The following is a 24,442-nucleotide window of genomic DNA, read 5'->3' as shown; positions in this document are numbered from 1 at the left end:
CCATGTACACGCAAGCCATGAGCGTCGGTCCCCAGGACCAGGCGACCAAGCTGCAGACCGCTGAAGAGCAGCAGCGAAACGAGGCTTTCGAGGCCCGCATCGATGCGGGCGACTTCATCGAGGCCAAGGACTGGATGCCGGAGCACTACCGCAAGACGCTGGTGCGGCAGATCAGCCAGCACGCGCATTCGGAGATCGTCGGCATGCTGCCCGAAGGCAACTGGATCACGCGGGCGCCCACGCTCAAGCGCAAGGCGATCCTGCTGGCCAAGGTGCAGGACGAGGGCGGTCACGGGCTTTACCTGTACTCCGCCGCCGAGACCCTGGGCACCAGCCGCGACCAGATGCTGGACGCGCTGCACACCGGCAAGGCCAAGTACAGCTCGATCTTCAACTACCCGACGCTGACCTGGGCCGACATCGGCGTGGTGGGCTGGCTGGTGGACGGCGCGGCGATCATGAACCAGGTGCCGCTGTGCCGCTGCTCCTACGGCCCGTATGCCCGCGCGATGATCCGCATCTGCCGCGAGGAATCCTTCCATCAGCGCCAAGGCTACGAGAGCCTGCTGGTGATGATGCGCGAGGGCACGGAGGCGCAGAAGGCAATGGTCCAGGACGCGGTGAACCGCTGGTGGTGGCCGTCGCTGATGATGTTCGGACCGGCGGACAAGGATTCGCCGAACTCCGAGCAGTCGATGCGCTGGGGCATCAAGCGCCTGACCAACGACGAGCTGCGTCAGAAGTTCGTCGACGCGACCGTGCCGCAAGCCGAGCTGCTCGGCATCACGCTGCCGGATCCCGACCTGAAGTGGAACGCCGAGCGCGACCACCACGACTTCGGCGCGATCGACTGGGCTGAGTTCTGGCGCGTCGTCGGCGGCAACGGCCCCTGCAACACCGAGCGCCTGGGCACCCGCGTCAAGGCCTGGGACGACGGCGCCTGGGTCCGCGACGCCGCGCTCGCCCACGCGAAGAAGCGCGCCACCGAAGCCAAGGCGGCCTGATCGAGTGCAGCCGCGCGCCAGCGCTGCCACGCACGAGCGATCACACCGTCTCCGCCACGAACAGTTCAGAGCACTCGAATCATGAGCATCAACCAAACGACCGGCGCCAACGAATGGCCCCTGTGGGAAGTCTTCGTCCGCAACAAGGCGGGCCTGGACCACAAGCACTGCGGCAGCCTGCATGCCCCGGACTCGAAGATGGCGCTGCAGATGGCCCGCGACGTCTACACCCGCCGCCAGGAAGGCGTGAGCATCTGGGTCGTGCCGTCGTCGGCGATCGTGGCGTCGGACCCGGGCGAGAAGTCGATGTACTTCGACCCGATGGAAGACAAGGTGTACCGCCACCCGACCTTCTACGACCTGCCCGAGTCGCTGGACCACATGTGAGGACCGGACGATGAACGCTTCCGTCCAACCCGGCCAGCGCGCCGACGTCCAGTACCTGCTGCGCGTCGGCGACGCCTGCCTGGTGCTGTCGCATCGCATCTCCGAATGGATCGGCCACGCGCCCATCCTGGAAGAGGAACTCGCGCTGGGCAACATCGCGCTGGACCTGCTGGGCCAGTCGCGCGCGCTGCTGACGCGCGCCGGCCAGCTCAACGAGCAACCGCTCGACGAGGACCAGCTCGCCTACCTGCGCGAGGAACGTCATTACCTCAACCCCGTGATGATGGAGCTGCCGCGCGGCGACTTCGCCTTCACGCAGGCCCGCAACCTGATCGCCGCCTGCTGGCTGATGCCGATGTGGACGCGGCTGCAGGCGTCGAGCGACGCCGAGGTCGCCGCCATTGCCGCCAAGGCGGTGAAGGAAGTCCGCTATCACCAGCAGCACGCGGCCGAGTGGGTGGTGCGCCTGGGCGATGGCACGGACGAATCGGCGCAGCGGATGAAGGCGGCCCTCGCGCAGCTCTGGCCTTACGTCAACGAACTGTTCGCGTCGGACGAGATCGACGCCGCGGCCGAAGCCAGCGGCCTGGGTCCGGCCTGGTCGTCGCTCAAACCCGACTGGGACGCGGCGATGGACGAAATCCTGACCGAAGCGCAACTCGCGCGGCCGAAGGACACGCCGCACGTCTACACCGGCGTTCGCGGCGTCCACAGCGAGCACATGGGCCACATGCTGGCGACGATGCAATCGCTGCAGCGCAGCTACCCCGGCGGGGTGTGGTGAGCGGGATCGTGATGAACGCGCCGACGCCGTCACACCTGGATTGGCTGTCGTCATTGACGCCGGTCGGACCGCGTGCGTCGTCGTCCGACGTCGGCGCGACCGACCTCGGCTGCGGACGTCTGTCCGCCGCGTGGGAGGTGCTGTCGCAGGTGCTGGATCCCGAGGTGCCGGCGGTGTCGCTGGTCGAGCTCGGCATCGTGCGCGACCTGGTCGAGACCGCCGACGGCGTCGAGGTCGTGCTGACGCCGACCTACTCCGGCTGCCCGGCCACCGAGGCGATCGAGCAGAGCGTCCGCGATGCGCTGTCGCGCTTCGGCACCGTGACCGTGACCATGCGCCGCGCGCCGGCGTGGACCACCGACTGGATCACCGACGAAGGCCGCGAGAAGCTGCGCCGGTACGGCATCGCGCCGCCGGGACCGGTGGACGCGGGGCAGGGCGTGCCCATCCGCATCGTGCGCCGTCGCGAGGCCATCGTCTGCCCGCGCTGCGGCAGCACGCACACCGAGCAGCTGTCGGCCTTCGGATCGACCGCCTGCAAGTCGCTGTACCGCTGCGTCGCCTGCCGCGAGCCTTTTGAACATTTCAAGCCGATCTGAGCCATCGCCATGAGCCTGCACTTCCACCCGCTGCGCCTGCGCGCCAAGCACCAGGACACCGACGACGCCGTCGTGCTGTGCTTCGACGTGCCCGAGGCACTGCGCGAGACCTTCCGTTTCACGCAAGGCCAGTACCTGACGCTGCGCGGCGACGTCGACGGCCAGGACCTGCGCCGTTCGTATTCCATCTGCGCCGGCGTCGACGACGGCGAGCTGCGCGTCGGCGTGCGCCAGGTCGACGGCGGCGCCTTCTCCACCTGGGTCCACCGGCACCTGAAGGCCGGCGACGAGGTCCAGGTCTTCCCGCCGCAGGGGCGCTTCCACGTGCCGCTGGAGCCCGCGACGGGCCGGCACTTCGTCGGCATCGCGGCCGGATCGGGCATCACGCCCATCCTGTCGATCATGAAGAGCGTGCTCGCCCGCGAGCCCATGAGCCGTTTCACGCTGATCTACGGCAACCGCCGGCCGGCGACGACGATGTTCAAGGAAGAGCTCGAGGACCTGAAGAACCGCTACATGACGCGGCTGACGCTGCATCACGTGTTCTCGCGCGAGCATGTCGATTCGCCGCTGATGGCGGGCCGGCTGGACCAGGCCAAGCTCAGCGACTTCCTCAGCGGTCCCGTGCCCGCGGCCGGCATCGACCAGGTCTTCGTCTGCGGCCCGTTCGAGATGAACGAGCAGGCGGAAGCCGCGCTGCGTGCCGCCGGCGTCCCCGAGGAACGCATCCACATCGAGCGCTTCGGCACGCCGGAGATGCAGACCGGCCGTCCGGCGCCGCACGAGGTCCACGAGGAGGACGCGGAGGCCGCCAAGGTTGTCGTGATCCGCGACGGCGTCTCGCGCGAGATCGAGTTCCGCAAGAGCGATCCCAGCCTGCTCGACGCCGCGGCGCGGGCCGGCATGGACGTCCCGTTCTCCTGCAAATCCGGCGTCTGTTCCACCTGCCGCTGCAAGTTGATCGAAGGTGAGGTCCGGATGGATAAGAATTTCGCCCTCGAGAAGCACGAAGTGGCGGCCGGATTCATCCTGAGTTGCCAGGCGCATGCCCTGACCCCCGCGTCGTGATCTCCTTTGACGAACGCTGATTCATAAGGAAAAGAGATTTCATGGCCCGAGGTCGAGCTCCAGGATTCGATGCCACCCGCGAGGAGATCCTCGCGCAGGCCGCCCGACTTTTCGCCAACCAGGGCTACCCCGCGACCTCGATGAACCAGGTCGCCGAAGCGTGCTCGGTGAGCAAGCCCACGCTGTACCACTACGTCCGCGACAAGCATGAGCTGCTCGCGCAGATCTGCCAGAACCACCTGCAGCACCTGGTCGACCTGGTCGACGAGGTCACGGCGCAGCAACTCCCGCCGCAGGAGCACCTGCGCGGGCTGATCCACCGATTCGTGCAGGCCTACGGCGAGGCGCAGAACGAGCACCGCGTGCTGACCGAGGACCTGAAGTTCCTCGACGACGAGCACCGCGAGCGCATGGTCGCGGTCGAGCGCCAGGTCGTGGGCCGCTTCGCCGACGCAGTGGCCGCGGTGCGGCCGGAGCTGCGCGGCGCGCACCTGCACAAGCCGCTGACCATGCTGCTCTTCGGCATGATCAACTGGACCTTCACCTGGCTGCGGCCCGACGGCGCGCTGACCTACGAGGCGGTCGCACCGATGGTGGCGGACCTGTTCTTCGGCGGGCTCGGTGCGGTGCGGACCGGACTCACCGATCCTTCGGTGCGCCACGAGCGCAGCGAACTCGACCCCGCGGCGCCGCAAGTCTCATGAAGGCTTCGGAGAGGACCATCGCCGTCGACATGCATTCCGTGCAGTGCTTGCAGTCATCGCAGTAGCAGTACCTCATTGACCTTGCGTTCCTGAAAAACACATTCCGAAGGAGACGACATGAAACGCATCGAGAAGACCCTGCTGGCCATGGCCATGACGGGTGCCGCGCTGATGGGCGCGGGCGGCAGCGCGTGGGCGGACATCAACGTCGGCGTGACCGTGTCGGCCACGGGCCCGGCCGCGTCGCTGGGCATCCCGGAGAAGAACACCTTCTCGCTGATGCCCAAGACCATCGCCGGGCAGAAGGTCAACTACATCATCCTGGACGACGCCTCGGACACGACGACGGCTGTCGCCAACACCCGCAAGCTGATCACCGAGCACAAGGTCGACGTGGTCGTCGGCTCGACCGTCACGCCGAACTCGCTGGCGATGATCGACGCGGTGTCGGAGGCGCAGGTGCCGATGATCTCGATGGCGGCTTCGGCCCGCATCGTCGAGCCGATGGACGCCAAGAAGAAGTGGGTCTTCAAGACGCCGCAGAACGACATCATGATGGCACTGGCCATCGCCAGCCACATGCAGGCGCAGGGCGTGAAGACGGTGGCCTACGTCGGCTTCGCCGATGCCTACGGCGAAGGCTGGTACGGTGAGTTCAACAAGGTCGCCGCCAGCAAGGGCCTGAGCATCGTCGCCAACGAGCGCTACAACCGCACCGACACCTCGGTGACCGGTCAGGTGCTGAAGATCATGGCGGCCAAGCCCGACGCGGTGCTGGTCGGCGGCAGCGGCACACCGGCGGCGCTGCCGCAGAAGACGCTCAAGGAGCGCGGCTACCAGGGCAAGTACTACCAGACCCACGGCGTGGCCAACAACGACTTCCTGCGCGTCGGCGGCAAGGACGTCGAGGGCACCTTCCTGCCGTCGGGCCCGGTGCTGGTCGTCGACCAGCTGCCCGCAGACCATCCGGCCAAGAAGAGCGCCAAGGCCTACGTGACGACCTATGAGGGCGCGTACGGCAAGGGCAGCGTGTCGACCTTCGGCGGCCACGCGTGGGACGCCGGCCTGCTGCTGCAGGCGGCGATCCCGGAGGCCATCAAGAAGGCCCAGCCGGGCACGCCGCAGTTCCGCGCGGCGCTGCGCGACGCGCTCGAAGGCGTCAAGGAACTGCCGGCCGCGCACGGCGTGTTCACGATGTCGCCGAACGACCATCTGGGTCTGGACCAACGCGCCCGCGTGATGGTGAAGATCGAGAACGGCGCTTGGAAGTACCAACCCTAAGCCTTTGACCCGAGGGCGGGACGCACCACGTCCCGCCCTCGTTCATTTCAGACGTTCGAACCGAAGTTCAAACAGAAGTTCAAGAGAGACAGTCATGAGCGCCACCCCCGTCCTTCAGAGCTTGATCGCTGGTCGCTGGATCGGCTCCACCGCCGCGCGCGGCCTGCACAGCGCCGTCAACGGACGGTTGGTGACGCAGACCCATGCCGAGGAGATCGACTTCGGCGAGAGCCTGCACTTCGCGCGCAGGCAGACGCTGCCGGCGTTGCTGGCACTCGACTTCCAACAGCGCGCCGCGATCTTGAAGGCGCTGGCGACCTATCTGCAGGAACACAAGGAATCGCTCTACGCGATCTCCGCGCACACCGGCGCGACGCGTCCGGATTCGTGGATCGACATCGAAGGCGGCTTCGGCACGCTCTTCGCCTACGCGTCCATGGGCCGGCGTGAGCTGCCGTCGAGCAACATCGTCCATGAAGGTCCGGCGCAGGCGCTGGGCAAGCTCGGCCAGTTCATGGGCACGCACGTGCTGGTGCCCAAGCGCGGCGTCGCCGTGCACATCAACGCGTTCAACTTCCCGATGTGGGGGATGCTGGAGAAGTTCGCGCCGAGCTTCCTTGCCGGCATGCCCTGCATCGTCAAGCCGGCCACGGCGACCAGCTACGTCGCCGAAGCCTGCGTGCGCCTGATCGAGCAGTCCGGCCTCCTGCCGGCAGGCGCGTTGCAGCTGGTCATCGGAGGCTCCGGCGATCTGCTCGACCGCCTGGAGGAGACGGACGTCGTCACCTTCACGGGATCGGCGGACACGGCGGCGCAGCTGCGCGTCAATCCGAACCTGATCCGCCGCTCGGTGCCGTTCAACGCGGAAGCCGACAGCCTCAACTGCGCGATCCTGGCGCCGGACGTCGTGCCCGGCGATCCGGAATTCGATCTCTTCGTCAAGGAAGTGATGCGGGAGATGAGCGCCAAGGCCGGCCAGAAGTGCACGGCCATCCGCCGCGCGATCGTGCCGGCGGCGCAGATCGACGCGGTGGCCGCGGCGCTGCGCGAGCGGCTCGCGAAGATCAGGATCGGCGATCCGTCCGTCGAAGGCGTGCGCATGGGCGCGCTGGCGTCCAAGGCGCAGCAGGCCGACGTGGCCGAGCGCCTAGCGCAACTCGCCCAGGGCAACGAGGTCGTCTTCGGCGAGCGCGACGGCTTCGCGCCGGTGGGCGAGGGCGTCGCCGACGGCGCCTTCTTCGCGCCGACGCTGCTGCTGTGCCGCGACGCGATGAACAACGAGGCGGTCCACAACGTCGAGGCCTTCGGGCCGGTGTCGACGCTGATGAGCTACGGCGACTTCGACGAGGCGCTGGCGCTCGCCGCCAAGGGCCGCGGCAGTCTGGTCGGCTCGGTGGTCACGAAGACGCCCGCGCTGGCGGCGCAGGCCGTGTATCACGCGGCCGCCTTCCACGGCCGGCTGCTGGTGCTGGACCGCGACGCGGCCGGCGAATCGACCGGCCACGGCTCGCCGCTGCCGATGCTCAAGCACGGCGGTCCGGGGCGCGCCGGCGGCGGCGAGGAACTGGGCGGCATCCGCGCCGTCAAGCACTACCTGCAGCGTTGCGCGGTGCAGGCCTCGCCGACGATGCTCACTGCCATCACTGGCGAATACGTGCGCGGCGGCAAGGTCACCGAGGATGCGATCCATCCGTTCCGCAAGCACTTCGAGGAAATCCAGGTCGGCGACTCGCTGCTGACGCATCGCCGCACGGTGTCCGAGGCGGACATCGTCAACTTCGGCGGCATCAGCGGCGACTTCTTCTACATGCACTTCGACGAGGTCGCGGCCAAGGACACGCAATTCGGCCAGCGCATCGCGCACGGCTACTTCGTGCTGTCGGCGGCGGCGGGACTGTTCGTGTCGCCGGCGCCGGGCCCGGTGCTGGCCAACTACGGGCTGGACACGCTGCGCTTCGTGAACCCCGTGGCCATCGGCGACACCATCCAGGCGCGCCTCACCTGCAAGCGCCGCATCGACCGCGGCAATCGCCCGGACCAGCCGCCGCAGGGCGTCGTCGCCTGGGACGTGCAGGTCACCAACCAGCGTGGCGAGCTCGTGGCGAGCTACGACATCCTGACGCTGGTGGCGAAGAAGGGCTGACGCCAAGGCTCGGAGGCAGCGAGCACCAGACCGTGGCAGGGCGGTGCTCGTGTGGGGTCCGCACAGGGCTTGGGGTTCCCGGACGGGACGCCCCATGCCCTGGGAGGGCCCGCGCCCTGAATGGTGCAGGAGGGCGGTCTCTCGCGAACCTCAGCGATTGATCTCGTGGATGAGTTCGATCAACGCGCGCAGCGTCGACGGAATGTGCCGGTGGCCCGAGTAGTACAGGCACAGCGCCGGTAGCGGCGCTGCCCAGTCGTCAAGCACCCGGCGGAGGCGTCCGCTTGCGATGTCGTCGGCGACGTACCACTCGGCGACCTGCGCGAGTCCCAGGCCCGCACGCGCTGCTTCCAGCATCAGCAGCGGCGAGTCCAACACCATCGGGCCTGGCACCTCGACCGTCTCGTGTGCCGGCGCCTTGCCGCGCTTCACCCGCGCGAACTCCCAGGAGGATGGCAATCCGCTCGGCATCCGCGCTCGGATGCACGCGTGGCGCGCGAGATCGGCGGGCGTCGACGGCGTGCCGTGCCGCTCGACGTAGTCGGGCGATCCGACGACCGCCATCCGCAGCGGCAGACCGATCTGCACGCGGATCATGTCCCGCGGCACCTGCGGCGCGAGCCGCAGTCCTGCATCGAAGCCTTCGGCCACGATGTCGACCAGCCGGCCCTCGGTGACGACATCGAGCGTGACGTCCGGGTGCCTGCGAAGGAACTCCGCCAGGATCGGCCGGAACACCATCTGCGCCGCGCCCAGCGAGCTGTTGAGCCGCAGCGTGCCGGAAGGCGCGCCCGCGCGATCGTCCGCCGCCGCGACGGCCTCCTGGATCTGCGCCACCGCCGGGCCGATCCGGTCGACGAAGCGTCGTCCCGCCTCGGTGAGCGACACGCTGCGCGTCGTGCGGTGGAAGAGCCGCACGCCCATGCGCGCTTCCAATCCCGCGACCGCGTTGCTGACGGCGGAGGTCGACATCTCCAGCTCCACCGCCGCGGGCCGGAATCCCTGCCGGCGGGCGACGGCGAGCACCACCTCGAATTCGGTCAGGCTGTCTTTCTGCATGCCCGCATTGTTCCTGGAATCGGGATTCCACATCCGACATTGACCGTCTTATCGAAACGAAGGTCGCTGCCTACATTCATCCCATCGAGTCCCGGCATTCGCCGAGGTACATGCTGAAAGGACAAGTCATGCGGACCTTCGACCGGAACTACATCGACGGCGCCTTCGTCCCGGTGACGGGCGAGGAGTTCGTCGACATCGTGGATCCAGCCACGGAGGGCGTCGTCGGCCGTGCGCGGCTCGCGAGCCGCGACGACGCCCGGCGCGCGGTCGAGGCAGCGATGCGCGCCCAGCCGGCGTTCGGGCACGCGTCCGTCGCCGAACGCATCGGGATGCTCGAGCGCCTGCAAGCCGCGATGCTGGCGCAGGCAGATGCGCTCCTCGAAGCGACGATCACCGAGTACGGCGGACCGGTCGCTCGCGCGCAATGGGTGGCCGATTACGCCGCGCAGTGTTTTGGCGACGCGGCGCGTGCGCTGTCGAGCTACGCGTTCGAACGCACCGTCGGCGGCTCGATCGTCGTGATGGCGCCGGTCGGTGTCTCGGCGCTCTTCGCGCCCTGGAACAGCACCGCCGGCACGATGGCCAGCAAGCTCGCGGCGGCGATCGCCGCCGGCTGCGCGACGGTGATCAAGCCCAGCGAGCTGAGTCCGTGGCAGGCGCATGTCGTCGCTCGCGCGATCCACGCGTCGGGCCTGCCGCCGGGCGTCGTCAACATCGTGACGGGGCTAGGCGCCGATGTCGGCGCTGAGATCGGCACGCATCCGGGTGTGGCCAAGCTGTCCTTCACCGGCTCGACGCCGACCGGGAAGCTCATCGCCCGCGGCGCCGTCGACACGATGAAGCGCGTGAGCCTGGCCTTGACTGGCAAGTCGGCCTCGCTGCTGCTGGAGGACGCGGACCTGGATGCCGCGCTGCCGCTCGCGCTGGGCGCGGCCTTCATGAACAGCGGGCAGGCCTGCGTGGCGGGCACACGGCTGCTGGTGCCGCGGGTGCGGATGTCCGAGGTCCTGGATCGGCTCCGATCCGCCGTCGCCGCGTTGCGCGTCGGCGATCCTCGTGATCCTTCCACCGCGATCGGGCCGATGGTCAGCCGGGCGCAGTACGAGCGCGTCCAGCATTTCATCCGCCGGGGACTCGACCAGGGCGCGACGCTGATCTCCGGCGGAGAAGGCCGGCCCGACGGCCTGGACCGCGGCTGGTTCGTGCGTCCCACGGTGTTCGCCGCCGTCCGCAACGACATGGACATCGCCCGCGAGGAGATCTTCGGTCCGGTGCTGTCCGTCCTGCCGGTGGATTCGGAGGACGAAGCGATCGCCGTGGCCAACGACTCGCCGTATGGACTCCAGGCCTATGTGTTCTCGACGGACGCGGCCCGGGCACGGCGCGCGGCCTTGCGGCTGCAAGCGGGCACGGTGCTGATCAACCGCGTCGCACCGGACCTGCTGGCGCCGTTCGGCGGCGTCAAGCAGTCGGGAATGGGCCGGGAGTTCGGCGTGATGGGCATGGAAGCCTTCCTGGAGCCAAAGACCATCACCGCGGCCTGAGCCGCCACAGGGCCAGCAGTCGTGGTCGGATCGGCTGTGGATCGGCAAAGCCGAATCGCGGACAAGGAAGTTCGGCCTTGAGCGATGGGCGCGGGCCGCCCACACTGCGTGCTCCCGACATCCCCGCTTCGAACGATCTTGGACTTCCTCACCACTCCCGTCATCGCCGGCCTGTTGTTCACCGCCACCTTGGCCATCGTCGCGCTGATGGCGTGGAAGGGGGCAGCGAGCAGCGCGACGTCACCTTCCTCGCTTCGGCGGCGGGCGTGGGCGGCGTGTGCACGGTGATCGCCGTGGTGGTCTGACGTCGTCGGCGCGAGGAGCGCCCGCCAGATCCCCATGATTTACGCCCCGTTGCGAAGTCGACGCCCCTGACGCCTGCGCGTGATTCGGCGCCGCGCCAAAATGTGGCGAACGATTCAGTGAGAGGAAGGGAAGGGCATGCGCGTCTTGCTCGTCGAGGATTCCGAGTTTGTCCGTGAGCAGTTCCTGCGATTGTTCGAGGGACTGGAGTTCGTGGAAGTGGTGGGCTATGCGGACAGTGAGGAAGATGCCGTCCAGGCGATCTCCGTGCTCAAGCCCGACGTGGTGCTGCTCGACCTGAACCTGCAGGTCGGTTCCGGCATGCATGTGCTGAGGCGCGCGCGCGCCGGCGGCTACACCGGCAAGCTGTGGGTGCTCAGCAGCCGCGACCCCGACTTCTACCGCACGCTGTGCGAGAAGCACGGCGCCGACGGCTTCTACGACAAGGCGCATGAGCAGCTGCAGCTGCTCGACGATCTGCGCGTGCTGGCGGGCGAGAAGCCGCTGTTCTAGCCGGACGGTCCCGCGCCTAGCGTCGTCCCCATCGCTCGTAGGCCTTGCGCAGCAGGTAGATGACCGCCAGGCCCACGAGATAGGTCCGGATCGGATGCGCCGTGTTCTGGGCGGCGACGCCGAGCACGAGCAGGCAAACGAAGAGAAGAGTGTCCTTGCTCATCGGATGGGCGCGGCGCCAGGGACTCCAGTCGCTGGCGCCGCAGTCGGTCATCGATCAGGTGGAGGACATCCGCCGGGCGGAGTCCTGACGATCGAACGAGTTTTCATAGTTCGCGGCGAAGGCGTCGGAGGAGCTCCCGCCGTACGGACCGAATGCCGCACCAGCGAGAAGGCCGGCCAGCGATTGCGCCTCGGCTCCGCCCCCAGCAATCCGATGCTGCCACCCGCGAGGCAGCCAGCACCAGCGCCTTGGGCGCCATAGCCAGAGCTGGCCCCGGAGTACCCGGCGAGGGCGCCATTGATGCAGCCCTTGACGAAGCCGCTCTTGCCGCCTGCTCCGCTGACCATGTCGATCTCTTTTTCGGTGAGAACTTCGATATCCATGTCGTGTGCCTATGAAAGCTGAAGTTGAGGGTTTGTCACGGCCACTGCTTCATCGCGGAGCCGTTGACGTTGCCGACTGTAGGCATGGCATATAGGCGACGTCAGACCTGGAAAGGTCATGGAAATCCAACGACGTTTGGGATAGGCGTTGAATCGACCGATCGGATTCGCCAGTAATGGCGGCTTTTGATCCCAGGGTCTTGGCATTGAAATGACGTGTTCCAGCCGTCGAAGCAACGGTGGCAGTCAGGTGGCTTCTTCAACCGAACATGCCACGCGCTTCAAATATTTCTTCGAAGTCGTTCGAACGTGTCTTGCGCACGACATCCGCGCTGGGCTCGACGCAGATTCCGATCAGCAGGGCGGTGTCGCGCGGCGGGCGATGTTCGGCCACACTCCGGCCACGTCGACTTCCTGGGCACGATCTTGGACATGACCCGACCCCCTATCCGGTTCAACTGCGTCGGCTGCGGTGACTGCTGCCGCGGCAGGCACGGTTTCATGTCCCTGACCTTGGCCGAGACCGTGGCCTGGCTGCGTCGCGGCCAGCGCGTGGCCGTGCTGCTGGAGGCCTTCCCCGCCAGCGGCGAGCAGGAGGCGGGTCCTGGCCTCCAGCTTCCGGTCGACTACGGCGTCGAAGTCCGGTCAGGCGGCATGGGGCTGCGCATCGCGCCGGTCTTCGGGGCGGACCTCCAGGCCGGCTGCCCGAATCTTGCCGATGACAACGCCTGCCGCATCTACGACGACCGTCCCGCGGTCTGTCGCCTCTACCCCGCGCAGACCCATCCGCTGAGCGTGTTCCGCATGGACACGCGGGCCTGTCCGCCCGAGGCCTGGAACCCGCCGGCCGGCGTGATCCTCGTGGAGGAGGATGGACGGATGCCGCCGGGGATCCAGGCGATGGTCGAGGCCTTCCAGGGCGAACTGGGGCGGGACGCCGCGGCCAAGGTCGCGATCTGCGAGGCGCTCGGCGTCCATCTCGCGGGATGGCGCGGCAACGGCATCGTCATTCACATCCCCTCGGTGCAGGACTTCCTGGACGCGATCGCACAGGCCGGCGCGCGAACCGAGGGGCCGGCGCCGTTGTCCTGGGCATTGCGGGTGGTGGGCGCCGAGCTCGCGGCCAAGCTTGCCGACGCGGACGCTCAGCTGTACGCGGGCGACGGCCGGGCTGCGCATGTGTTCATGCCGATGGCGACGAGCAGCGGCGATCCAAGGGCGAGTTGAACTGCGGTTGCGCACGGCGTCCGGCGCGCGGGCCCCACGGGGCCTTCCGGCGCTGCGCACGATCCGCGCCGGAGCGCGTCAAACGATCCGCGCCGTGGCGCGTCAAGGCCCGCAACTGCTCATGGCCAGCACGCCGTCCACCCTCAGCAATGCGACGGAGAGCGGATCCGTCGCGAGCGATGCGCACACGGCCAGCGCGCCCAGACCCAGCCGGATCGCCCGTGCGGATCGCGACAGCGGCCGGCAGGCCGAGATGAGGAACGGCGCGCCGACACCCACCATGAACAGGGCATTCATCAGCGCATGGGGGGCGGTGTCCATGATCCCGGCTCGGTTCAATCGGTGGTCGATCCAGACGTGCCCCTGGAGGGCGTTCGCTGGGATGGCATTCCCTGGGACAGCCGCGCGTCAGGCGGAAGAGGGGGCCGGCAGACCGGCCGGCGGCGCAGGCTCGGCCCGCGGATCGCGCAGGAACAGCCAGCTCGTCAGACCGCCCACCGCCGTCAGGACCGCCAGACCGACGATGTAGGGCTGGTAGCTGCCCCACCGGTCATGGCTGAACGCGCCCAGCTGCACCGAGGCGAAGCCGCCGAGCTGGTGCGCCAGGAACAGGTAGCCGAAGGCCCGTCCCTTGATGGCGGCGCCATAACGCGCCAGGCAGGACATCGAGGTCAGCACCACCGTGCCGAGATAGGTCGCGCCGAACAGGACGGAGAAGCCCAGGGTGCGCAGATCCTGCGATGCGCCCAGCAGCAACAGCACCGCGCACGATCGCAGCAGGTAGAACCCGCCCAGCAGCGCGCGCCGGGGCAGGCGGATCGCGAGCCAGCCGGTCAGCAACCCGCTGATCAGTTCCAGCACGCCGAGGAGGCTCAGGCTGAGCCCCATCAGTCCGCGCGGGGCCGACTGGTCCTGCCAGAACGCGACCAGGTGGACATCGATGAAGGCCATGCTCGCACCGCAGCCCATGAAGCCGATCGCCAGCGCGTAGAAGCCTGGGTCGCGTCGCAGGAGGGGCCAGGCGGGCGGCGGGGATGCCGACCTCGTGTCCGCGGCGGCGTCGAGACCGGCCGCCGTCGCCTTCGCTGCGGCGAACCACGCCAGGCCCGCCAGCGGCAGCGCGAGGAAGGCGCCGGTCAGCAGGAAGGTGGTCTCCCACGGCGCCTCCGGCGCCAGCCAGAGCCAGAAGGGGAGAGCACGATGAAGCTGATCGACGTGCCGTTGGTGACCACCGCATAGGCCAGCCCGGACTTCTTCTGCTCGAAGAGCCGGTCGACCAGCACGCCCATGGGCACGTAGGTCATCGCCGCGAGTCCGAACGCGGCCAGCAGTCCGTAGCCGAGGACGAAGACCGGCAGCGACCGGTCGAACAGGCTGGCGCCCGTCAGCGCGGCGCCGGCGGCCAGGCACCCGACCACCTCCGTGCGCAGGGGACCGTGACGGTCGCTCAGCGCGCCCACCAGCGGCGACACCAGGCCGGTGACGAGCATGAACACCGAGCCTGACCAGGCGAAGTCGGAACGGCCACGACCGAAGTGGGTGGCCAGATCGGCGAAGTAGACCTGGTAGACGCTCTTGATGCTCGTGGAGAAGAACATCACCAGGAAACCCACCGCCACCAGGCCGTAGACCAAGGATCGGGACGCGGCGACGGGTTTCATGCGACCCCCTCGGTCGCGCCGTGGCGCGCGGCCGCACGGCGGTCGAGACGACCGATGGCCAGTCCTCCGCTGCGGTCGCGATGCCCGCCCTGTGCCTGTCGATGCGCCATGGTTCTGCTCCGTCGTGAGATGTCGTGGGAGATCGTGGGATCAGGTTAATGACGGACCCGCTGGTCGAACAGCAGCGGACAGGCCCAGAAGGACAAAAAATCGGACATGATCGGGAGGAGGAAATCCAGCGGATCTGCCGGCGATGAAAAATGTCCAGTTCCTGACGATGCCGTCGACCCACCTGCTGGATCTCGCGGGGCCGCTGCAGGTGATCCACACGGTCGGCGAGATGGGGGCCGGCTCGATCGACGTGGGTTGCATCGGGCCTGAGGCGTCCGTCGGCGCCTTCCAGCCGCTGACGCTGACCGATATCCGGCCGCTGCCGCGCGTCCTGCCGCCGGACTCGGTGCTGTTCGTCATCGGCAGCAAGCTGACGCCGGCGTTGATGCGCTCGACGGCCTGGCGCCGGTCGGTCGACTGGCTGCGTCGCCTGGGGCATGAACGGCCCGAGGGGCTGCGGATCTGCGGGGTCTGCTCCGGCACCTTCCTGCTGGCCGACGCCGGCCTCCTGGACGGCCGGCTGTGCACGACCCATCACCGCTTCATCCCGCGGCTGCGCGCGGCCGTCCCCGCAGCCACCGTCCTGGAGAACCGCGTGTTCGTCGAGGACGGCGACCTGCTCACCTCCGCCGGCGTCACCTCCGGCATCGACCTGGCGCTGCACCTGGTGGCCGGTGCGTTCGGCGAGGACATCGCCATCCAGGTCGCGCGCGAGAACGTCGTGCACTTCCGCCGCTTCGGCGCCGATCCCGGGCTGTCCGCCGCGATGCGTCATCGATCCCACTGCAACCAGCGCATCCATGCGGTGCAGGACGCCATCAGCAGCCGCCTGGGCGATCGCGTCACCCTGGACGAGCTGGCCGCGCAGGTCAGCCTGAGCGGGCGCCACCTCGCCCGGCTCTTCCTCGCCGAGACCGGCGTGAGCATCAAGCAGTACCAGATCGCGCTGCGCATGGACCTGGCCCGCCGGCTCATGACCAGTTCCCGGCTCTCGCTGGAGAACATCGCCGCCGCCTGCGGCTACGGCAGCGTGCAGGCCCTGCGCGCCAACTGGAACAGGCATGAGCGGCTGCCGCCCTCGCTGCTGCGGCGCGGCGCGGGCGCGTCCCGGCCCGATGCTTAGAATCCCCTCTCCCAAGCGATGACGCCCCGATGACCGGGCGATGACGATGACAGCAGCTGTTCGGACCGACGCCGCGCTGGCGCCGGTGGTGATCGTGGGCGCCGGCCTGGCCGGATTGACCGTGGCGCTTCACCTCGCCGACCGTGTGCCGGTGATCGTGCTGGCCAAGCGGGAACTCAACGAGGCCGCGACCGCCTGGGCCCAGGGCGGCATCGTCGGGGTGCTCGGCTCGGACGACAGCATCGAGAGCCACGTGCGCGACACGCAGGAGGCCGGCGCCGGCCTCGTCGACGAGGCCACCGCCCGCTTCATCGCCGAACGCAGCGCCGACGCCGTCGGCTGGCTGGTCGAGCAGGGCGTGCCCTTCACGCCCGACGAGCAGGGGCCGCTCGGGCTGCACCTGACCCGCGAGGGCGGCCACGCGGTGCGCCGCATCGCCCACGCCGCCGACGCCACCGGCAAGGCCATCCACGATGCGCTGCTGGCCAAGGCGCAGGCCCATCCCAACATCCAGCTGCGCCAGCGCTGGATGGCGCTGGACCTGATCACGTCGCGCCATGTGCAGCGCGAGGAACCGTCGCGCTGCTACGGCATCTACGCGCTCGACATGGACGCCCAGCGCGTCGACGCGATCGCCGCGCGCGCCGTGGTGATGGCCACCGGCGGCGCCGGCAAGGTCTACCGCTACACGACCAATCCGGACACCTCCACCGGCGACGGCATCGCCATGGCCTGGCGCGCGGGCTGCCGCATCGCCAACATGGAGTTCATCCAGTTCCACCCGACCTGCCTGTACCACCCGCAGGAGCGCAGCTTCCTGATCACCGAGGCGCTGCGCGGCGAGGGCGGTCACCTGAAGCTCCCGGACGGCACGCGCTTCATGGCCGCGCACGACGAGCGGCTCGAGCTCGCGCCGCGCGACGTGGTCGCCCGCGCGATCGACTTCGAGATGAAGAAGCACGGCCTCGACCACGTGTGGCTGGACGCCACGCACCTGGGCGAGGACTTCCTGAAGGAGCACTTCCCGACCGTCCATGCGCGTTGCCTCGCGCTGGGCATCGACATCGCCCGCCAGCCGATCCCGGTCGTGCCGGCGGTGCACTTCACCTGCGGCGGCGTGGTGTCGGACCTGCACGGGCGGGCCGACCTGCCCGGGCTCTACGCCGTCGGCGAGACCGCCCACACCGGGCTGCACGGCGCCAACCGGCTGGCGAGCAACTCGCTGCTGGAGTGCGTCGTGCTCGGCCAGGGCTGCGCGTCCGACATCCTGGCGCAGGAGGTGCTCCCGCCGGCGCCGCTGCCGGCCTGGGACGAAAGCCAGGTCGAGGACGCCGACGAGCAGGTCGTCATCGCCCACAACTGGGACGAGCTGCGCTCGCTGATGTGGAACTACGTCGGCATCGTGCGCACCACCAAGCGGCTGGAACGCGCGCTGCACCGCATCGACCTGCTGCGCGCGGAGATCGACGACTACTACGCCAACTTCCGCGTCAACCGCGACCTGCTGGAGTTGCGCAACCTGGTCGACTGCGCGGAGCTGATCGTGCGCTCGGCGCTGCTGCGGCACGAGAGCCGCGGGCTGCACTACAGCCGGGACTACCCGCGGACGCTGCCGGCCAGCCTGCCGACCGTGCTGGTGCGCAGCGGCCCCGCGCGCTGATCGCGCTGGTCGCGCACGACCCGCAGCGCGCCTGAGCGCAGCTCCACGACCCGGTCCGCGCCGGCGATCGTCTCCGGCCGATGCGCGATCGTCAGGCGTGTCGCCCGCGTGCGCCGCAGCGTCGCCGCGACGCTGCGCTCGTTGGCGGCGTCGAGCTCGCTGGTGGCTTCGTCCAGCGCGATCACGCGCGGTGTCTTGTAGAGGCAGCGCGCCAGCAGCAGGCGCTGGCGCTGGCCGCCGGACAGGCCGGCGCCCAGATCGCCGACCAGCGACGCGTACCCCATCGGCATGCGCTGGATGTCCTCGTGCAGCACGGCGGCGCGGGCCGCCGCCTCGACGTGGTCGGCCGTCGCCGACGGATCGCAGAACGAGATGTTGTCGGCGATCGATCCGGCCAGCAGCGCGTCGTCCTGCATGACGGTCCCGATCAGCCGGCGCACGTTGGCGGCGCCGGCCTGCCGCAGCGGGAGGCCGCCGTAGAGCACTTCCCCTTCGGTCGGACGCAGCAGTCCCAGCGCGATCTTCATCAGCGTGCTCTTGCCCGATCCGCTGGGGCCGACCAGCGCCACATGCTCGTGGGCGCGGATGCGCAGCGACACCTTGTCCAGCACCCAGGGATCCCGGTCCGAGTAGCGGACGCTGACGTCCCGCAGTTCGATGCCGGGCGGCAGATGCGACAGGTCCGCGACCGGCGCATCCTCCTCGTCGGGCGGGGCCAGGACGATGTCGGCGAGCCGGTCCGTCTGGACCGACAGGGTCTTGAGCTCGGCCACGAAGTCGATCAGTCCGCTGGCGCGGCCGCCGAACTGCGTCTTGTACGCGATGAAGGCGAACAGCATGCCGATGGTGAAGGGGGCCGCGCCGGGCGTGCCCTGCGCGAGGATCAGGCGCGCGCCGAGCCGCAGCACGAGCAGGTTCTCCAGGCCGAGGATCAGCGCGTTCGCCGCCGAGAACGCGATGTTCATGCGCGCGGTGCGCACGTCGCGGCGCTGGACGTCGCGGAACAGGGCCTGCCATCGGGCTTCGCGCTGGCATTCGCGGCCGAACAGCTTCAGGGCCGGCATCGCCCGCAGTGTTTCCAGGAAATAGCTCTGCTCGTTCGCCTCGACGACGAGGCGTTCGGCCGCCGCGGCGCAGTAGGGCGCGAAGGCCGCCCAGCGCAGCAGCGCGTAGAGCGCCACGGCCGCCACGACGACGCCCGCCAGCGGCGGCGAGTAGCTCAGCATCATGCCCAGCGCGGCCACGGCCATCAGGCCGTCGAGCAGCGCGTCGACCGACCGCTGCGTCAGGACGCGCTGGATCGCGCCGATGGCGCCGAAGCGCGAGGCGATGTCGCCCATCTGGCGGCGCTCGAAGAACGACAGGGGCAGACGCACCAGCCGCGCGAAGACGCCGGCCGACAGCTGCAACGCCAGGTCCTGGCCGAGCATCTGGACCATCCAGGAGCGCGCGAGACCCAGCAGGGTCTGCAGCACCATCAGCAGCAGACAGCCGATCATCAGCACGGTCAGCAGATCGGCGTCCGCCGACACGAGGACGTCGTCGATCACCAGTTGCTGCAGCAGCGGCGCGGTCACGGTGAACGCCTCCAGGACCACCGCCACGGCCGCGATGCGTCCCAGCGCGAGCGGCAGTCCCTGGATCCGGCCCAGCACGCGGCGCCAGGCGATGCCCAGGCGCGCGGGGATCGGCGTGAAGTCGAGCGCGGGTCTCAGCAGCAGCGCGACGCCGGTGAAGTGCGAGGAGACCTCCTCGCGCGTCAGCACGCGGTCGCCGACGGCCGGATCGGCGATGTGGAACCGGCCCCGCCGGATCCGGTGCAGCACCACGAAGTGCGCCAGGTCCCAATGCAGCACGCAGGGGAGCGTCAGATGGGCGAGGTCGTCGAGGTCCGCCCGCACCGGCGTGGCCTGGCACCCGATCGCCTGGGCGAGTTCGATCAGACCGGCGAGATCGATGCCCCGCCGGCTCTGCGGGAAGCGCTGGCGCAAGGTCGGGAGGTCGCCGCACAGCCCGAGCATGCCCGCCGCCGTGGCCAGGCAGGCGAGGCCGCATTCCGCAGATTCCGACTGGAGCTGGGTCTTCATTCAATGCCCGGGCGTCGGTGTCGAGGGGGCGTCGACGCTGACGTCGGCGTCGGCGTCCCGGCGGGCAGGCGTGTCACCGCGAACCCGGCCCGGGAGAGCTTCTTCAGCACGCCGTGCGGGCCGAACAGGCGTGTGTAGTCCATCGCCACCGCGATGGGCTCGTCGCCGGCGGCCGCCACGATGCGCGCGACGTACACGCTGTTGGGGCCCTCGACGAGACGTTCGAGCATCACGGGATCGGCGTGCCGGGCGTCGTAGTCCTCCAGTGCGATCCGCGTCATGGGCGCGTCGGTCGGCGCCGCGAAGGCGGCGGCTTCGCGTGCGAGGTCGCGTGCCACGGATCCGGCGGTCGGCTTGTCGCCCATGGCCGCGCGCAGGCTGGCCTCGACCGGCACGGTGAAGTTGGCGAGCACGACCTCGGCGGGGGACTGGAGGCTGCGCAACGGGCCGCCCTTGCCCAGGCGACGGAACGCCTCGACGAGCAGCGGCTCCGTGCCGAAGCGGACCTCCTGGCCGAGCTCGGACGCGAAGGCCTGCAGGCACACGGCATAGGCCGCGGAGATGCCCGCGGTGCCCTGGTCGGCCTGATCGAGCGGATTCCAGCGCTCGCAGTCGTGGATCACCGTCTTCTGGAAGGTGGCATCCGTGGTGCCGCGCCACGCGGGCGGCAGGCGCCAGCTGCCGCCGTCCTCGACCTGCAGGTAGAGGCGCTCGGCGGCCTCGAGCGCCTTCAGCGCCGACGGCGTCAGGTGGTCGTCGGCGCTCCCGGTGAGTTTGGTGCCGATGAGGAAGATCTGCTGGCCGGCCCGATCGAGCCGCCAGACGGGCTGCGCGCCCGCGAGCGGGGGCCACGCGGCGAGGAGCAGCGCCATCATGGCGGCTGCGGCGAGTCGCGCGGCCCGCCGGGTGTTGAAGCGGATGCGGTGAAGGCGCATGGGCGTTCCGATCGCGGAGGAAGTGAGTGGACGGGGCGGTGGACGTGGAGACGGCCGACGGACGCTGGGCGCCCGTGTGTGTCGGCCGCGGGGAAAGGGGGCCGGCGGAGGACCGGGCGCGGTCGGTCGCCCGGGAGACCGTCGCCGACCCCGTGGCTTACGCCTTCAGGTACATGTAGCGGGTGCTGTCGCGGTCCATCGAGTTCTCGTAGTTCGCCGCGACGGGGTCGCTTGACGAGCCCGCGTACGGACCGAACGCCGCGCCTGCCAGCGCGCCGGCCGCCTGTTGGCGGGCGCCGCCCGCGCCGACCATCGCCGCAGAGGCGCCGGCCAGGCAACCCGCGCCGCCGCCGTTCCACTTCGCGCCGTCCGCGGCGGTACCCGCGCCGGCCAAGCCGCCGTTGATGCAGCCTTGCAGCGCTTTGCGCAGCAGGCTGTCGCCGCCGCTGATCCGGGAAATTTCCTGCTCGGTGAGGCATCGAATGGTCATGGTGATCCTTTCAGGGGTCGGGCTGATGGGAACGCGTTCAGCCCGTCGACGCGTGATGAAGAGGTCGCGTGTTCAGGCGGCCTGGCCCGCCGCGAAGAGCGGCTCGAGCAACCACTCCCAGATCGCTCGGGACTCCTGCTGGATGTCCGCCTCGAGGGCCATGCCCGGCCGCAGCGGGAAACGGGCACCGTAGGCGCGGACAGAGGCCGAGGCCAGCCGGACCTTGATCCGGAACAGCGGCTCGTTCGATCGCGCGGCCTGCGTCAGCGCCGCGGCCTGACCGGCGGGCAGTTCGTCGGCGGCCAGCGGCGTGCGGCTGACCGAGATGACGTGGCCGCGCTGCATGCCGAACTTCTGGTACGGGAACGCGGCCAAGCGCAGCCGCACCGGTTGCCCTGGCGCGACGAAGCCCACGGCGCGGCTGGGGGCGAAGAGCTCGACCTCCAGCCACCGGGCCTGGCGATCGTCGCGGTCCCGGTGCCCGCGAGCGGCGAGCCCGCCCGCATCGGCACGGGCATGGAAATCGGCATAGGCATCGACATCGACATGGAAATCGGCATCGGTCTGCGCCTCGTCCGGGACCAGCGTCAGCAAGACCTGACCCTCGCGCACGGCCTGGCCGTCATGGAGCGTCAGCGCCCCGATCGAACCGCGGATGGGGGCGGCGACCAGCACCTCGCGGCGCTCGTCGTTTTCCGCCGACTCCTGCGCGACCAGCGCGCGCTGCCGCTCGAGCTGGGCCCGCTCCGCGGCGCGCTGTGCGTCGAGTGCCTCGATCTCGCCATCGATCTCGAGGACGCCGCGCTCCAGCGCGGAGCGGCTGCGCGCGACGGACTCCCGCCGGGCCTGCAGATCGAGCAGCTCCTCTTGACGCTGCTGGACCTGCATCGACGACACGAAACCGTCCTGCGCCAGCGACTCGAAACGGCGGACGCTGCCGGTCGCGAGCTCGATGCGCCGGTTCAGCAGGACCGACTCGGCGTCGTTGTGCTCGATCTCCGCGCGCTGGCTGACCTGCCGCGCCCGCAGCGATCCCAGGCGGGAGGCGGCCAGGGCCTGCTGCGCGGCGGCCTCGTCGCCCAGCGCGCGGCCGCGTGTCGCAATCTCCTGGGCCACCCGCGCGACGGTGGCGCCGTTGCGCGAGCGCTTCGCCGCGGAGATCGAGAACAGCGGCTGGTCCGCCAGCACCGCGTCGCCGTCGGTCAGGCGCAGACCGCGGATCGTTCCCGAGACCGGCGCCACGACCTGGATGCTGCCTGCCGGCGACACGACCAGGCCCGGCACCGTGACCTTGCGCGCGGTCCGGCCCAGGCCGGCGAACACGACCAGCAGCACGGCCGCGACCACGGCGGCGACCGCGATGACGGTGAGCGTCGGATGGGGGTCCAGGCGGGCGGTCCCCAGCGGGGGCGCTCGACGCCGTTCAGGACTTCAGGGCGAAACAGGGCTTCCATGACTCCGAATCCCGCGATCGCCACGGGGGTGGCGGTGCGTGGCCCGCTGGGTGCGGGCTGTGTTTCGGAGCAGGTTAGGAAAGGGCGGCCGGGCGCGCCTAGCCGGTACTTCTGCCTAGTCGATGGGGGTCACCGGATCCTGCCGTTCCGATATGCCTTTGGGTCAACGGGGCTGACCGATGACGGCATTCGGACTGGCAATCGGCGACAAGTGCCCCGACGCGCCGTCGGGGTATTCGATTCGCGCTCAGCGCGCCTTCGTGCGCAGCACGCTGCGCGCCTGGACGAAGTTGTAGGCGTAGCTGACCGCCTCCTTGATCGCGGCGTCGACGTCCAGCCGTTCCTGCTCGGTCAGGTAGAAGGAGTAGTCGACCGCATGGCGGATGTAGCGCGGCGGCAGCCGGTTCAGCGCGACGCAGGCCACGTCGGCCAGCAGCTCGGCCTCGCGGTGGATCTCGGGGAATTGCGGCGCGGTCTCCATCACCGCGGCAAACACTTCGCGTTCGTGATGGTTGTAGAGCGAGGTGAAGTCCATGTGCGTCCTGCCGTGGGCAACTGATGGCCACAGCATAGGCCGCCTCCCGAGCAAATGGAAAGCCCCGCGGACACTCGTTCACGCGGGGCGGTCGTCGAAGGGCGGTCAGGCGGCGCCGATGCCCGGCACCATCGCGCCCGCTTCCGCCGCCTTCTTCGCCTTCAGCTTCGCGGTGAAGTCCAGCATGCGATCGATGCAGGACTTGGCTTCGACGCGGATCGCCTCCTCGACGACGATCTCGCCGGTGCCGCGCTCCAGGCAGTCGACCAGCCCCTGCAGGCCGTTCATCGCCATCCACGGGCAGTGGGCGCAGCTCTTGCAGGTCGCGCTGTTGCCCGCCGTCGGCGCCTCGATCAGCACCTTGCCCGGCGCCATCTGGCGCATCGCGTGCAGGATGCCGTTGTCGGTGGCGACGACGTACTCGCGCGCCGTGCCTTCGACCACGGCCTTGATCAGCGCCGAGGTCGATCCCACCACGTCCGCCTGCGCGACCACCGAGGCCGGCGACTCCGGGTGGACCAGGATCATCGCGTCCGGATGCTGCTCGCGCAGCAGCTCCAGCTCCAGGCCCTTGAACTCGTCGTGGACGATGCAGGCGCCGTTCCACATCAGCATGTCGGCGCCGGTCTGCTCCTGGATGTAGCGGCCCAGGTGGCGGTCGGGCGCCCACAGGATCTTCTCGCCGCGGGCCTTGAGCTCGCTGACGATCTCCAGCGCGCAGGAGCTGGTGACCATCCAGTCCGCGCGCGCCTTCACCGCGGCGCTCGTGTTGGCGTACACGACCACCGTGCGATCCGGATGCGCGTCGCAGAACAGGGCGAAGTCGTCGGCCGGGCAGCCCAGGTCCAGCGAGCAGGTCGCGTCCAGATCAGGCATCAGCACGCGCTTCTCGGGGCTGAGGATCTTGGCGCTTTCGCCCATGAACTTCACCCCGGCGACGACCAGCGTCTGCGCCGCGTGATCACGCCCGAAGCGTGCCATCTCCAGCGAGTCGGAGACGATGCCGCCGCTTTCCTGCGCGAGGTCCTGCAGGTCGCCGTCGACGTAGTAGTGGGCGACGAGCACCGCCCCTTGGCCTTGAGCAGTTCGGCGGCACGCGCCTTGAGTTGCGAGCGCTGGCTGGGCGTCAACGGTGCCGGCACCTTGGCCCACGCATGGGCGGTGCAGGTGGCGCCGTCCGCATCCTGGCGGGCGAAGTCGTAGAGAACCTGTTCCATAGGG

Annotated in this window: 23 protein-coding genes and 2 pseudogenes; 13 read left to right on the top strand and 12 right to left on the bottom strand. The window is 69.5% G+C overall.

Annotated elements, in window-relative coordinates:
* Window positions 1-2 precede the first annotated feature (2 nt).
* From paaA to paaZ, 8 genes and pseudogenes are all read left to right on the top strand, one after another.
* Window positions 3-1,004, top strand: a complete 1,002-nt coding sequence (paaA, locus tag ACQ86G_RS29730; RefSeq protein WP_431258617.1) for a 1,2-phenylacetyl-CoA epoxidase subunit PaaA — start codon at window positions 3-5, stop codon at window positions 1,002-1,004.
* Window positions 1,005-1,085: 81 nt separating this feature from the next.
* Window positions 1,086-1,391, top strand: a complete 306-nt coding sequence (paaB, locus tag ACQ86G_RS29725; protein ID WP_088408956.1) for a 1,2-phenylacetyl-CoA epoxidase subunit PaaB — start codon at window positions 1,086-1,088, stop codon at window positions 1,389-1,391.
* Window positions 1,392-1,401: 10 nt separating this feature from the next.
* On the top strand, window positions 1,402-2,175 hold the full coding sequence (paaC, locus tag ACQ86G_RS29720; protein ID WP_431258616.1) for a 1,2-phenylacetyl-CoA epoxidase subunit PaaC: 774 nt from the start codon (window positions 1,402-1,404) through the stop codon (window positions 2,173-2,175).
* A 5-nt stretch (window positions 2,176-2,180) separates the two neighbouring features.
* A complete protein-coding gene (gene paaD, locus ACQ86G_RS29715) occupies window positions 2,181-2,774 on the top strand; it encodes a 1,2-phenylacetyl-CoA epoxidase subunit PaaD (protein WP_431261529.1) in 594 nt (197 codons plus the stop codon).
* A 9-nt stretch (window positions 2,775-2,783) separates the two neighbouring features.
* Window positions 2,784-3,862: pseudogene (gene paaE, locus ACQ86G_RS29710) on the top strand (1,2-phenylacetyl-CoA epoxidase subunit PaaE).
* A gap of 21 nt (window positions 3,863-3,883) precedes the next feature.
* On the top strand, window positions 3,884-4,546 hold the full coding sequence (locus tag ACQ86G_RS29705; protein ID WP_431258615.1) for a TetR/AcrR family transcriptional regulator: 663 nt from the start codon (window positions 3,884-3,886) through the stop codon (window positions 4,544-4,546).
* Between the two features lie 117 nt (window positions 4,547-4,663).
* Window positions 4,664-5,827 (top strand): ABC transporter substrate-binding protein, encoded by a 1,164-nt coding sequence (locus ACQ86G_RS29700; protein WP_431258614.1) that lies wholly within the window; start codon window positions 4,664-4,666, stop codon window positions 5,825-5,827.
* Between the two features lie 94 nt (window positions 5,828-5,921).
* The gene (gene paaZ, locus ACQ86G_RS29695) at window positions 5,922-7,970 is read left to right on the top strand and encodes a phenylacetic acid degradation bifunctional protein PaaZ (RefSeq protein WP_431258613.1); all 2,049 of its coding nucleotides are present in this window, start codon (window positions 5,922-5,924) and stop codon (window positions 7,968-7,970) included.
* 150 nt (window positions 7,971-8,120) lie between these two features.
* Here paaZ and ACQ86G_RS29690 read toward each other — a convergent pair whose 3' ends face one another.
* Complete coding sequence (locus ACQ86G_RS29690; RefSeq protein ID WP_431258612.1) at window positions 8,121-9,029, bottom strand: LysR family transcriptional regulator; 909 nt, start codon at window positions 9,027-9,029, stop codon at window positions 8,121-8,123.
* Window positions 9,030-9,157: 128 nt separating this feature from the next.
* Between ACQ86G_RS29690 and ACQ86G_RS29685 the strand changes: the two genes are divergently transcribed.
* Complete coding sequence (locus tag ACQ86G_RS29685; RefSeq protein ID WP_431258611.1) at window positions 9,158-10,576, top strand: aldehyde dehydrogenase family protein; 1,419 nt, start codon at window positions 9,158-9,160, stop codon at window positions 10,574-10,576.
* Between the two features lie 441 nt (window positions 10,577-11,017).
* A complete protein-coding gene (locus ACQ86G_RS29680) occupies window positions 11,018-11,392 on the top strand; it encodes a response regulator (protein ID WP_431258610.1) in 375 nt (124 codons plus the stop codon).
* 16 nt (window positions 11,393-11,408) lie between these two features.
* On the opposite strand, the gene ACQ86G_RS29675 is transcribed toward ACQ86G_RS29680, so the two are convergent.
* The gene (locus ACQ86G_RS29675; protein WP_431258609.1) at window positions 11,409-11,555 is read right to left on the bottom strand and encodes a hypothetical protein; all 147 of its coding nucleotides are present in this window, start codon (window positions 11,553-11,555) and stop codon (window positions 11,409-11,411) included.
* A gap of 642 nt (window positions 11,556-12,197) precedes the next feature.
* Complete coding sequence (locus ACQ86G_RS29670) at window positions 12,198-12,332, bottom strand: hypothetical protein (RefSeq protein ID WP_431258608.1); 135 nt, start codon at window positions 12,330-12,332, stop codon at window positions 12,198-12,200.
* Between the two features lie 38 nt (window positions 12,333-12,370).
* Between ACQ86G_RS29670 and ACQ86G_RS29665 the strand changes: the two genes are divergently transcribed.
* The gene (locus ACQ86G_RS29665) at window positions 12,371-13,165 is read left to right on the top strand and encodes a YkgJ family cysteine cluster protein (RefSeq protein WP_431258607.1); all 795 of its coding nucleotides are present in this window, start codon (window positions 12,371-12,373) and stop codon (window positions 13,163-13,165) included.
* Between the two features lie 102 nt (window positions 13,166-13,267).
* Here ACQ86G_RS29665 and ACQ86G_RS29660 read toward each other — a convergent pair whose 3' ends face one another.
* The 3 genes from ACQ86G_RS29660 to ACQ86G_RS29650 form a co-directional block, all read right to left on the bottom strand.
* Window positions 13,268-13,486 carry a hypothetical protein gene (locus ACQ86G_RS29660; protein ID WP_431258606.1) on the bottom strand — a complete coding sequence of 73 codons (219 nt, stop codon included), beginning with the start codon at window positions 13,484-13,486 and terminating at the stop codon, window positions 13,268-13,270.
* 87 nt (window positions 13,487-13,573) lie between these two features.
* Window positions 13,574-14,116, bottom strand: a complete 543-nt coding sequence (locus ACQ86G_RS29655; RefSeq protein ID WP_431258605.1) for an MFS transporter — start codon at window positions 14,114-14,116, stop codon at window positions 13,574-13,576.
* Window positions 14,117-14,301: 185 nt separating this feature from the next.
* Window positions 14,302-14,826 (bottom strand): MFS transporter, encoded by a 525-nt coding sequence (locus tag ACQ86G_RS29650; RefSeq protein WP_431258604.1) that lies wholly within the window; start codon window positions 14,824-14,826, stop codon window positions 14,302-14,304.
* Between the two features lie 253 nt (window positions 14,827-15,079).
* Between ACQ86G_RS29650 and ACQ86G_RS29645 the strand changes: the two genes are divergently transcribed.
* The gene (locus tag ACQ86G_RS29645) at window positions 15,080-16,060 is read left to right on the top strand and encodes a GlxA family transcriptional regulator (protein WP_431258603.1); all 981 of its coding nucleotides are present in this window, start codon (window positions 15,080-15,082) and stop codon (window positions 16,058-16,060) included.
* Window positions 16,061-16,106: 46 nt separating this feature from the next.
* Window positions 16,107-17,720 (top strand): L-aspartate oxidase, encoded by a 1,614-nt coding sequence (gene nadB / locus ACQ86G_RS29640; protein WP_431258602.1) that lies wholly within the window; start codon window positions 16,107-16,109, stop codon window positions 17,718-17,720.
* Here the strand turns inward: nadB and ACQ86G_RS29635 are convergent.
* The 6 genes and pseudogenes from ACQ86G_RS29635 to nadA all read right to left on the bottom strand — a co-directional run bounded on the left by ACQ86G_RS29635 (window position 17,657) and on the right by nadA (window position 24,438).
* Window positions 17,657-19,807 (bottom strand): peptidase domain-containing ABC transporter, encoded by a 2,151-nt coding sequence (locus tag ACQ86G_RS29635; RefSeq protein WP_431258601.1) that lies wholly within the window; start codon window positions 19,805-19,807, stop codon window positions 17,657-17,659. The genes nadB and ACQ86G_RS29635 overlap by 64 nt on opposite strands.
* Window positions 19,804-20,742 (bottom strand): hypothetical protein, encoded by a 939-nt coding sequence (locus tag ACQ86G_RS29630; protein ID WP_431258600.1) that lies wholly within the window; start codon window positions 20,740-20,742, stop codon window positions 19,804-19,806. Before ACQ86G_RS29630 ends, ACQ86G_RS29635 begins: the two co-directional genes overlap by 4 nt.
* A gap of 157 nt (window positions 20,743-20,899) precedes the next feature.
* Complete coding sequence (locus ACQ86G_RS29625; protein ID WP_431258599.1) at window positions 20,900-21,232, bottom strand: hypothetical protein; 333 nt, start codon at window positions 21,230-21,232, stop codon at window positions 20,900-20,902.
* A 72-nt stretch (window positions 21,233-21,304) separates the two neighbouring features.
* The gene (locus tag ACQ86G_RS29620) at window positions 21,305-22,579 is read right to left on the bottom strand and encodes an HlyD family secretion protein (RefSeq protein ID WP_431258598.1); all 1,275 of its coding nucleotides are present in this window, start codon (window positions 22,577-22,579) and stop codon (window positions 21,305-21,307) included.
* Window positions 22,580-22,933: 354 nt separating this feature from the next.
* Window positions 22,934-23,221, bottom strand: coding sequence for a late competence development ComFB family protein (locus ACQ86G_RS29615; protein ID WP_431258597.1), 288 nt, complete (start codon window positions 23,219-23,221; stop codon window positions 22,934-22,936).
* A gap of 105 nt (window positions 23,222-23,326) precedes the next feature.
* Window positions 23,327-24,438 (bottom strand): annotated as a pseudogene (gene nadA / locus ACQ86G_RS29610) (quinolinate synthase NadA).
* Window positions 24,439-24,442 lie beyond the last annotated feature (4 nt).

The sequence above is a fragment of the Roseateles chitinivorans genome, from assembly GCF_050632145.1.
Classification (GTDB): Bacteria; Pseudomonadota; Gammaproteobacteria; order Burkholderiales; family Burkholderiaceae_C; genus Roseateles; species Roseateles chitinivorans_B.
Note: the sequence above shows the minus strand (reverse complement) of the source record. Positions and strands in the feature narration are given on the sequence as shown.

Bases quoted from the DNA above. Each gene is read 5' to 3' on its own strand.
- paaA (WP_431258617.1), top strand. From the start codon at position 3: ATGTACACGCAAGCCATGAGCGTCGGTCCCCAGGACCAGGCGACCAAG.
- paaB (WP_088408956.1), top strand. From the start codon at position 1,086: ATGAGCATCAACCAAACGACCGGCGCCAACGAATGGCCCCTGTGGGAA.
- paaC (WP_431258616.1), top strand. From the start codon at position 1,402: ATGAACGCTTCCGTCCAACCCGGCCAGCGCGCCGACGTCCAGTACCTG.
- ACQ86G_RS29705 (WP_431258615.1), top strand. From the start codon at position 3,884: ATGGCCCGAGGTCGAGCTCCAGGATTCGATGCCACCCGCGAGGAGATC.
- ACQ86G_RS29700 (WP_431258614.1), top strand. From the start codon at position 4,664: ATGAAACGCATCGAGAAGACCCTGCTGGCCATGGCCATGACGGGTGCC.
- paaZ (WP_431258613.1), top strand. From the start codon at position 5,922: ATGAGCGCCACCCCCGTCCTTCAGAGCTTGATCGCTGGTCGCTGGATC.
- ACQ86G_RS29690 (WP_431258612.1), bottom strand. From the start codon at position 9,029: ATGCAGAAAGACAGCCTGACCGAATTCGAGGTGGTGCTCGCCGTCGCC.
- ACQ86G_RS29685 (WP_431258611.1), top strand. From the start codon at position 9,158: ATGCGGACCTTCGACCGGAACTACATCGACGGCGCCTTCGTCCCGGTG.
- ACQ86G_RS29680 (WP_431258610.1), top strand. From the start codon at position 11,018: ATGCGCGTCTTGCTCGTCGAGGATTCCGAGTTTGTCCGTGAGCAGTTC.
- ACQ86G_RS29675 (WP_431258609.1), bottom strand. From the start codon at position 11,555: ATGAGCAAGGACACTCTTCTCTTCGTTTGCCTGCTCGTGCTCGGCGTC.
- ACQ86G_RS29665 (WP_431258607.1), top strand. From the start codon at position 12,371: ATGACCCGACCCCCTATCCGGTTCAACTGCGTCGGCTGCGGTGACTGC.
- ACQ86G_RS29660 (WP_431258606.1), bottom strand. From the start codon at position 13,486: ATGGACACCGCCCCCCATGCGCTGATGAATGCCCTGTTCATGGTGGGT.
- ACQ86G_RS29655 (WP_431258605.1), bottom strand. From the start codon at position 14,116: ATGGCCTTCATCGATGTCCACCTGGTCGCGTTCTGGCAGGACCAGTCG.
- ACQ86G_RS29650 (WP_431258604.1), bottom strand. From the start codon at position 14,826: ATGAAACCCGTCGCCGCGTCCCGATCCTTGGTCTACGGCCTGGTGGCG.
- ACQ86G_RS29645 (WP_431258603.1), top strand. From the start codon at position 15,080: ATGAAAAATGTCCAGTTCCTGACGATGCCGTCGACCCACCTGCTGGAT.
- nadB (WP_431258602.1), top strand. From the start codon at position 16,107: ATGACAGCAGCTGTTCGGACCGACGCCGCGCTGGCGCCGGTGGTGATC.
- ACQ86G_RS29635 (WP_431258601.1), bottom strand. From the start codon at position 19,807: ATGAAGACCCAGCTCCAGTCGGAATCTGCGGAATGCGGCCTCGCCTGC.
- ACQ86G_RS29630 (WP_431258600.1), bottom strand. From the start codon at position 20,742: ATGCGCCTTCACCGCATCCGCTTCAACACCCGGCGGGCCGCGCGACTC.
- ACQ86G_RS29625 (WP_431258599.1), bottom strand. From the start codon at position 21,232: ATGACCATTCGATGCCTCACCGAGCAGGAAATTTCCCGGATCAGCGGC.
- ACQ86G_RS29615 (WP_431258597.1), bottom strand. From the start codon at position 23,221: ATGGACTTCACCTCGCTCTACAACCATCACGAACGCGAAGTGTTTGCC.